The following is a 7,781-nucleotide window of genomic DNA, read 5'->3' on the forward strand; positions in this document are numbered from 1 at the left end:
CCGCCCGCCGAACCGACCCGGATCAGCGCCCGGTGAGACGCAGCAACAGATGTCGATCGATTGTCAGGAGCATCCATGCGAGCCAAAGGCATCACCTACGACACCGGCTTCACGCCGGGCGGAAAGAGCTCTCGGCCTGTCTTCGACGCCGACGCGGTACAACGCGAGATCCGCATGATCGCGGACGACCTGCACTGCGACGCCGTACGGATCACCGGTGACGACCCTGGGCGACTGGCCCTCGCGGCCCGGCACGCCGCCGACGCCGGGCTGGAGGTCTGGTTCTCCCCGTTCCCTTGCGAACTGTCCGCCGAGGAGCTGCTGCCCTACTTCGCCGACTGCGCCGATCGCGCCGAAGAGGTGGGCGCGGACGTTTTCGTCGCCGGCTGCGAGTTGAGCCTGTTCGCCGCCGACATTCTCCCCGGAGACGACAGCCTCGCCAGAATCGAAGCCCTGATCAGCGGCGATCCCGACGAGACGACACTGGCCGCCCTCGCCGAGGTTCCTGCCCGCCTGAACTCCTTGCTGTCCGACATCGCGGCGACGGTCCGCTCACGGTTCCGCGGCAAGATCACCTACGCCTCCGGAACGTGGGAACAGATCGACTGGGCGCCCTTCGACATCGTCAGTGCCGACGCCTACGGCGATGCCAGTGACGCCTTCCGTCAGGGCCTGCGCGAGTATCTCCGGCACGGCAAGCCGCTCGCGGCGACCGAATTCGGCAGCTGCACCTACCGAGGCGCCGCCGCCCGCGGAGGCATCGGCTGGGCCATCGTCGACCACGATGCGGACCCACCCCGCATCAACGGCGACTACATCCGCGACGAAGACGAACAGGCCCGCTACCTGCGCCAACAATTGGACGTCTTCCACGAGGAAGGCGTGGACACCGCCTTCTGGTTCACCTTCGCCAGCTACACATATCCCCACCACGAGGATCCGCGCTTCGACCTCGACATGGCCTCCTACGGAGTGTGCAAGGTCATGCCCGACGGCAGCCTGGCACCGAAGCGTTCCTTCCACGCCATGGCTGAGGCATACCAAACAGCAACGTCAGCGTTGCCGCTCCAAGGTGAGGACAGCCTTGGCCATTGACGACATGCGATTCGGGCTGCAGCGTGAGCGGCGGAAGATTCCCCATGCCTTCAAGCGTCCGACGCCGCGCTCGACCGGTACCCGTGCCGCAGACAGCGCGCGGTTGACGGTTTGCTGGGTCGGTGTGAGCTCGCGGCCCGGCGGGCGTCTGAAGGGTGTCGTCACCCACGAGCCAGCCCCCATGCAGGCGCGATCGGCCAGCACCGGGACGCCCTGACGTTCGCAGATCCGGATGATCCGGTGGGCGCGGGCGGCCGTCAGGTCGTGGGCACGGCCCGGCAGGGCGGGCGAGATCCACAGCAGCCGTCCTGCGGAGTCGGTCACCACCTGCACGTTCACTCCGTGCCGACGATGTTTGTGGGAGTAGTCGGCGCGGCTGTCACCGACCCGGTCGCACTCCGCGAGGGTGCCGTCCAGCAGCACGTAGTCGGGGTCGGTTTCGCGCAGCGCGCGCAGCAGGCCCGGCGCACGGTCGGCTAGCAGGCCGACCACCGCAGCCGTGTAGGCATGTGCGGTACCGACGGAGATACCGAAGCCGGCGGCGATCTGCGCGAGCGTGTCGTGCCGGCGCAAGTACACGAGAGCGACCAGGGCACGCTGATGCGGCGGAAGCTTGCAGCGGCGGTCACCGTCGCGGGTGACGATGAGCATCGTGACCCACTCGACCAGGGCGTGCGGCAGGTCGAGTGCGGCAGAATATGGAACCAACGCGGCTCCTGTGCCTGTGCGTTGAGACTTCGAACACCTCCCTCAACGGCACGGGAGCCTCGTACGTTGCGCACACCACCAGCGTCACCCGATCAGTGGCCATGCTGAAAACGCTCAGTGGGTGGCCGCAGGTTCCTGCAGCCACCCACTGGGTTGGCTAACACCAAGACACCGACCACATGACACTGCTACGGCAGCATAAACACGTGCCGAATACTGGCGCGCTGGGCAATTAATCGGTGGCTAGCCGAAGGAGCTCTCGCATCATACTCTCCAATGTTTCCACATAAAGCTGGTACGCCCCCCTGAGGCGAGAATCTCGACTAGTCAGGACAGGGACTGAAGCTAGTGAACTTTGGAGGTCCCTGACCTCACAGACGAGCTCCTTGAGATTCGGAATATCCGAAGCGACCATATTGCCATCATGGACACGAGTTGCGTATCCCGCGACGTGCGAATCGAGCGACAGCAGCTCCGACCCCCAATCTTGAAATTCCTCTGATTGCGGGCGAGAGGGGTAAGGCATAGCCCGAAACGCCTCGAATGCTCGCCTGAAGTCAGAATCTTCAGTCATACCAGGTCACGATCTTTCCGTCTCTAGTGTATATTCCTTCACCGCTGCGCCAATCACCACGGATTTTCCACCCCATACTGCCGTCTTTCAGCTTCCACGAAATGCGGTCCTTCGGATCGGTTTTATCCCACAGATCCTTCGCTTCCTTGGTGTATTCGGCGAAGGTTCTTCCCTTGCCATGGCCTTCGAGGTGGTAGATGGCGCTTTTTTCCACCGACTCGAACGAGGCCTTATGCCACTCTTCCATCGCCTGGAGATCGGCGCCGCAGAACTTTCCTGCATTATGAACAAGCACCGACGTGCCGCCAGCGATCACATAATAAGTGTGAAGCTCGGCAACGGTGAGGTTTCGAACCTCGTGGTGGGCGGTGAGCCATGTGCTGGTGGCGGCTATCCGCACCGGATTGCCTGCGCTGTTACGCAGGTGCATCCCAGGCTTGAGTTGTGCCGCGTCGACCCAGGATCCAATGCCGTCGGTCACCCAGAAGGGGTGTTGGTCCGTCGCGACCACTGCACCCTCAGGCTTGGTCCCTGCACCGATGATGGTGATCCTGACGAGCCTCTTCTTGCCGTTACCGACTATCGTTTCCTGTACCTCTTCGATCCTCGTGCGTCCGGTGTGCGGGTCGCTAGCGACTACTCGGTCTCCGGCGCGGACATCTTCGATTGGCTTGGTTCGGCGATCCCCCATCAGTACCCGAGTTCCCGGCGTGAAGCTGTTCGTCGGGCATTTGGGAAACTTCTTCAACGCCTTCATCTTGAGGGCGCTCATCGCAAGGTCCGGCAGGCAGGACATCGAAGGAGTGTCGAGGCACCGCTCAATTTCATCGGCGCCTACGTACCATGCGATCAAGCGGTCTAGATAGGTGTGCTCGATGCACTCCATCCCCCCCGCTCCATACATACCGCAGGCTAGGACCGTCTCGCCTGGCTTGAGTTCCCCCTTCTTCATAAGGTCGAGTCGAGTCTCGACCAGTAGCTTCTCGAGGGCTGCTCGGCGCTCTTTATCCGAGACATCTTTATTGCTTTCGCGTATTTCTTTGTCTACCTGGGCTTTGAGTTCCGCCACCAGTTTGTCAGCCGCAATTTTCCTCGCGTCATCTCGGGCTTTCGCGGCTTCCGTAGCATCTTTACCAGCAGCCTCTGCGGAGATCCCGGCCTGATAGGCGAAAGTATCCGCCTGGGAGGAGAAGCTTGAGGCGCGGGCCGCAGAATGCTGAGCCTGCTGAGCAGAGCGCTCTGCAGCACTTGCGTCTTTCTGCGCCGCAGCGGCTGCGCTGTGGGCTTTCTTTGCAGATTCTGCTGCCTGGTTGGCGGATTCTTCTGCCTGGTTGGCCGAGCTGTTTGCGCGCTCAGCGGCGCTGGAGGCTTGCTCGGCAGATTTCTTTGCAGCGTCTGCCCATTTGACGGCTTCGTCGGCCTTCTTGCGTGCATACGCGGCGACGCGTTGCGCCTCGGCGGCGTCCTTCTGCGCGGTCGCTGCAGATTTGTCGGCAGCAGCCACCAGGGTGTCGATCTCCGCGATGTGGGCGGCGGCGTTGGCGTCGCGCTGACGTGCCCTGTGCAGCCCGATCTGGAGGAAGGGCCGCAGTCCAGAGGCAGGCCCGGACAGCACGGCTTGCGCCGCCGCTTTGACTTCGGGGTCGCCGTTGGCCATGGCTTGGGTGACCGCGACGCGGTCGTCATCCTCACGGGCCGTGAACTGTCCTACTTCCAGGAACTGGTGTAGGTCAGCTGCGGTTCCGTCGAGGGCTCTGTTGGCTGCGGCCTTCACGCCTGGGCCACCGGTGGACATGATCTGGGCAACGGTCACGCGGTCGTCGTCTTCCTTGCCCGGGTAAGCGCGGGTGCGGAGGAATTCGCGGACCTGGTCGATCGGCTTGTCCAGTGTGGCAAGAGCGGCCTGCTGCTGTGCGGGCTTGTCAGCGGTGGCGGCGATGTGAGCCACGCTGGCGCGGTCGTCCTGCTCCAAAGCCACCGTCAGCCCGTCACGCACGAACTCAGAAACATCCGCCGCCGAGCCCGTCAGCGCCATCTCGGCAGCGGAGCGGACCCAGGTACCGCTGGTTGAGAGCAGATTGACCGCGACCTGTCTCCCCTTGGCAACTGTGACCGTGGGGTCGTCCGCATCAACAGCTTCCTGACGCAGCTTCAGGGTCGCTGCGTTGAGCTGCTGGATCTTGCCTGCCTGCCACTGAGCGGCGGACTTGCGGGACTCTTCGGCCTTCTTGGCCTCCTCTGCCGCCAGGACGTTCTCGTTCTCCTGCTCGGCCAGGCGCTCAGCATCGGTTTCGCGGGCTAGTTTGGCGACGTTCTTGGCTTGGTTGGCCGCATTCTGGGCATTGTCGGCGGCCATCGTTGCGGCGTTCGCCGCTTCGGTGGACGCCTTGGCGGCGTCTACCGCTTTGCCAGCTTCGTCGGCGGCTTTGTCCGCGGCAGTGGCTGCAGCCTCGGCATGCTGCGCGGCATCGTTGGCGGCGTCGCGCGACTGCCGGGCTGCCTCAGCTGCTCGATTGGCGTTCGACTGTGCGGCGTTGGCCGCGCGCGTTGCCTGGTCAGCGAGTCGCTTGGCCCGAGCCGCCGCGGCCTGGGCCTCAGCAGCCTTGCCACCGGCTTCGCCAGCCCATCGACCGGCTTCGGCCGCCGACGCAGCCGCGGCAGCCGCGTTAACACCAGCCCTGGCGGCTGCTCCAGCCGCTTTGGCGGCGTTGTCGGAAGCGATTCCGGCCTGCTCAGCGGCCTCGGCCGCCTTCTTGGCACCTGCTGCGGTGTCTCTCGCCTTCACCGCAGCTTCTCGTGCCTCCTTTGCACGGGAAGCGTCGCTCGCCGTGGCAGCGGCGGCCGACCTGGCCTGGGCCGCTGCACTGCCTGCGCGGCTGGCGGCATACGCCGCCTGTGCCGCGGCGCTGGCGGCAACCCGCGCCGCCTTGTTGGCCCCCGCGGCCGCCGATACCGCTGTGCGTGCTGACTCGGCAGCACGGTCAGCCGCGTCCGCTGCCTGTCGAGCGGCGGCCGCTGCCTTACCGGCCGAGGACTCGGCTTTCTTGGCCTCCTCTGCAGCCTCTGCCGCTGCCTGTTTGGCCCGGCCTGTTGCCTTCTCTGCCTGGGCAGCTTCTTGCTTGGCCTTCTCGGTCAGCTCCTTAGCTCGCTTCTGAGCTTTATCGGCGAGCTGTGCCAGTTGGGAGACGCTGAGTGTCTCCTGGTCTCGCGCGGCGGCCACTTGCCAGCCGTCGTCCAGGAAATCTTGAAGGTCCTCAGCGGAGCCATCGAGGGCCTGCTGCGCGAGCTTCTTGACGTTGGGGCCGCCCGCAACCATCAGTTGTGAGACCTGGACCCGGTTGTCGTCCTCACGCGCCTTGAACTGTCCCGTGGAGATGAACTTGTACCAGTCGTCGGCGGAGCCATCGAGGGCCTTGCCCGCCGCTTCCTTCACTCCAGGGCCGCCTGCTGTCATGATCTGGGCGACTCGGACCTGCAGATCATCGTCGTAGGCTGTGACGTAGGTCGTGTCCAGGAAGTCCTGTAGCTCTTTGACTCCGCCGTCCAGTGCGGTGTTGGCGGCATCGCCCACCCCCGGACCACCCATGGCCATGATCTGGGAGACCCGGACACGCAGGTCCTCCTCTTCAAGGGCCGGCAGCTCCTGGGACATGAACGTGCTCACGTCCTCGTCAGGCCCGATCAGGACGGACTCGGCTGCCCGGCGTACTCCCGGGCCGCCTGCTTTCCATGCTTCGAGGACGTCTGCCTTGTCGTAGAAGGGTGTTTCCTCCGCCGCGACGGCGTGCACGTTCATGCCTGCGACGAGCCCCAGGGCCATCAGCGATGCCATCACACCGCGCCAGCCAGGCACCCGTCTGTGTCTGTTTGACAATGCCTTTCTCCTTTGCCGCTATGCGAGCCGCGGCTCGCTGGATTCCAGCCGCAGCGGCTGGAAGACCATGGTCGAAGTGGCGGTTATCGAGGCTTACTTGGTGGTGCACCGGGTGTTCCGCCATTGGATGAGTTCATCCGCGCGGTTGGTGATGATGCCGTCGACGCCCCACGTCGTGGCGGCTTGCCAATCGCTGTCGCGGTCGACCGTCCATACGAAGACTTCGATTCCGGCGGACTGGAGCTGTTCGACCGCTGCCGGCGAGACGGAGAGCCCCTTGAAGTTCACGGCATACGCGCTGAGCGAGAACTTTCGGGCGGTGGCCACGGGGTCCGCATCGAGGTTGTCCCGCAGCAATGCGATCTTGGTCTTGTACCCGGAGGCGGCGGCGTAGCGCACCACGTCTTCGTCGAATGATTGGGCCATCGTGCGCTGGGTCAGTCCGGCTTCGGAGACCAGCCTCAGTGCGTGGTCGACGGACGCCGGGGTCTGGGTTCCCTTGATTTCCAGCAGGAGACGGGTCGTCCTGCCCTTGAGCAGCGTCAGCACTTCTTCCAGGGTGGGCACATGTCCCCCGCCGTTGACGGTGAGTTTGGAGATCTCTTCGGCGCTGAGTTGGTCGATGCGGCCCATGCCGTTGGTCATCCGGTCCACGGTCGCGTCGTGCATGATGACGGGCTGTCCGTCCTTGGTGAACTGGACATCGGTCTCGATCCAGTCCGCTCCGCCGTCAATCGCCGCCTGAAGCGAGGCGATGGTGTTTTCCGGGGCGAGCTTCGGTGCACCACGGTGTCCGACGACGTAACTCCGAGGGCAGGTGGCCGGTGAACTTCGGTCAGAGATTTTGATGTTGTCGATGGTTCCGGCGAAGTGTTCCTGCCAGGCGCCTTTGTAGAGGAGGCGGCCGATCTGGAGGGCGCTGCGTGCCTGCCACGGTGTGGTGAAGGCGGCGGGGGTTTGGGCCTTGCCGTTGACGAACAGCTGGATCGTCTTGGCGGTGTCGTCGTACACACCGGTCAGCTCAGTCCACACACCAGCCTGCGCAGAATCGGCGCTGGTGGAACGGATGATGGCGGTGGTGTCGGTGTCGCTGGCGTGGCGGTTGAAGACCCACTTGTCGAGGTCTTTGGAATAGTAGAGCTGGAAGCCGCTGGCGCGGTCACCGGCCTGCGACAGGAACGTGTGGTTGCGGTCCTTGTTGTCGAGCTTGACCCAAGCCGACACCGAGAACGACTTCGTGGTGTCCACCACCGGCCCCGCCGTCGCCGCGTACCCGGAGGTGCCGTTGAGGTGCAGGGCGGTGCCGAACTTGCCCTCGACACCAAGTTGGGCACCGTCTCCGGCCAACGTCGCGACAGAGCCTGCGTTCTTGCCGCCGCTGACATGCGCGCTGCCGGACTTTTCATCCAGGGTGAAGGTGGCGAGTTCTTGAAGCTGTGCGGGGAGTTGGCCGTTGGCGAGGGCCTGGGCATCGGCCGGCGTGGCGGCGGACTGGACGAGGCGCACGTCATCGACGACGCCAGCCATGTT

4 protein-coding genes are annotated in these 7,781 nt (G+C 64.5%); 1 reads left to right on the top strand and 3 read right to left on the bottom strand.

Annotated elements, in window-relative coordinates; translation table 11 throughout:
* Positions 1-75: 75 nt before the first annotated feature.
* Positions 76-1,095 carry a glycoside hydrolase family 113 protein gene (locus ABD385_RS12425; RefSeq protein ID WP_344575229.1) on the top strand — a complete coding sequence of 340 codons (1,020 nt, stop codon included), beginning with the start codon at positions 76-78 and terminating at the stop codon, positions 1,093-1,095.
* On the opposite strand, the gene ABD385_RS12430 is transcribed toward ABD385_RS12425, so the two are convergent.
* The 3 genes from ABD385_RS12430 to ABD385_RS12440 form a co-directional block, all read right to left on the bottom strand.
* Positions 1,054-1,803 carry a transposase family protein gene (locus ABD385_RS12430; RefSeq protein WP_344575230.1) on the bottom strand — a complete coding sequence of 250 codons (750 nt, stop codon included), beginning with the start codon at positions 1,801-1,803 and terminating at the stop codon, positions 1,054-1,056. The genes ABD385_RS12425 and ABD385_RS12430 overlap by 42 nt on opposite strands.
* Before the next feature lie 566 nt (positions 1,804-2,369).
* On the bottom strand, positions 2,370-6,209 hold the full coding sequence (locus ABD385_RS12435) for a polymorphic toxin-type HINT domain-containing protein (protein ID WP_344575231.1): 3,840 nt from the start codon (positions 6,207-6,209) through the stop codon (positions 2,370-2,372).
* A 135-nt stretch (positions 6,210-6,344) separates the two neighbouring features.
* Positions 6,345-7,781: glycerophosphodiester phosphodiesterase family protein (locus ABD385_RS12440; RefSeq protein WP_344575232.1), on the bottom strand; the 1,437-nt coding region annotated here is incomplete at its 5' end.

Origin of the sequence: Streptomyces lunalinharesii, from assembly GCF_039532155.1 — a bacterium.
Classification (GTDB): domain Bacteria; phylum Actinomycetota; class Actinomycetes; order Streptomycetales; family Streptomycetaceae; genus Streptomyces; species Streptomyces lunalinharesii.

Excerpts from the sequence above, each read along its gene's own strand:
- ABD385_RS12435 (WP_344575231.1), bottom strand. The coding sequence starts at position 6,209 with ATGGCATCGCTGATGGCCCTGGGGCTCGTCGCAGGCATGAACGTGCAC.
- ABD385_RS12425 (WP_344575229.1), top strand. The coding sequence starts at position 76 with ATGCGAGCCAAAGGCATCACCTACGACACCGGCTTCACGCCGGGCGGA.